Origin of the sequence: Aeromonas cavernicola (assembly GCF_002795305.1) — a bacterium.
GTDB classification, from domain to species: domain Bacteria; phylum Pseudomonadota; class Gammaproteobacteria; order Enterobacterales; family Aeromonadaceae; genus Aeromonas; species Aeromonas cavernicola.
Genome location: NZ_PGGC01000241.1, coordinates 1 through 936, shown reverse-complemented (window position 1 = coordinate 936; position 936 = coordinate 1). Strand labels below are relative to the sequence as shown.

Sequence of the window (936 nt, the reverse complement as noted above, 5' to 3'; positions counted from 1 at the left end):
GGCAACAGACGGGGCCACGATAGCCCCGTCACAGGGAGAGGATTTCAGGATTTTCTGACATCCATAATGGGTCTGTCGTAGGTTGGCAGTGAAATTGGGACCCCCACCATTTTGCGCACCGCGTAGCGGCTAACCGGCCATGACTGGCTGGTCGCCACGTGCCGCTGAAGGGCTCGTCATAGGTTCAGGCACGTGGCCGATCAGCGCCCTCCTCCCTCGATGCCGGTGTCTCTGGTATGATGCGCCATCGTTTAGCGACCGGTGACGACGCCAGTATCATGGCGGTCAGGCTGCCGGTACGGCCATTTTTCTTCGGGGCGCACTGGGTGCGGCCCAACCTACGGATCTTGAACATGAGTACTGAACTGATCTACGGCATTCACGCTGTCTCTGCGCTGCTTGAGCGCACCCCCGAGCGCTTTATCGAAGTGTGGGCCCTTAAGGGGCGGGATGATGAGCGGCTTCAACCCCTGCTGGCCGAGCTGGAATCCCTTGGCCTCAAGGTGCAGAGCGTGAACCGCAAGACCCTTGACGATAAGGCGGAGGGCAACAATCACCAAGGCATCATGGCCAAGGTGATCGAAGCGCCGAAGCTCGCCGAACACGACTTGGCTAACTTGCTGGACGAGCTGGCGGCACAACAGAGCCAGCCCTTCTTGTTGGTGCTGGATGGGGTGACTGACCCGCACAACCTCGGTGCCTGCTTGCGCAGCGCCGATGCCGCCGGGGTCCATGGGTTGATTGTGCCGCGCGACAAGGCCACCGGCCTGACCCCCATCGTGCGCAAGGTCGCTTGCGGCGCCGCCGAGGTGGTGCCGCTCATTCAGGTCACCAATCTGGCCCGCACCCTGCGCGAGTTGCAGGAGCGCGGGGTTTGGATCGTCGGCACGGCGGGTGGGGCCCGTCACGACCTCTATCCGGCCCAGCTGACCCGCC

1 protein-coding gene is annotated in these 936 nt (G+C 62.9%); it reads left to right on the top strand.

Going from position 1 to position 936, the window contains the following annotated elements:
- Positions 1–353 precede the first annotated feature (353 nt).
- Positions 354–936: 23S rRNA (guanosine(2251)-2'-O)-methyltransferase RlmB (rlmB, locus tag CUC53_RS18215; protein WP_100295401.1), on the top strand; the 583-nt coding region annotated here is incomplete at its 3' end.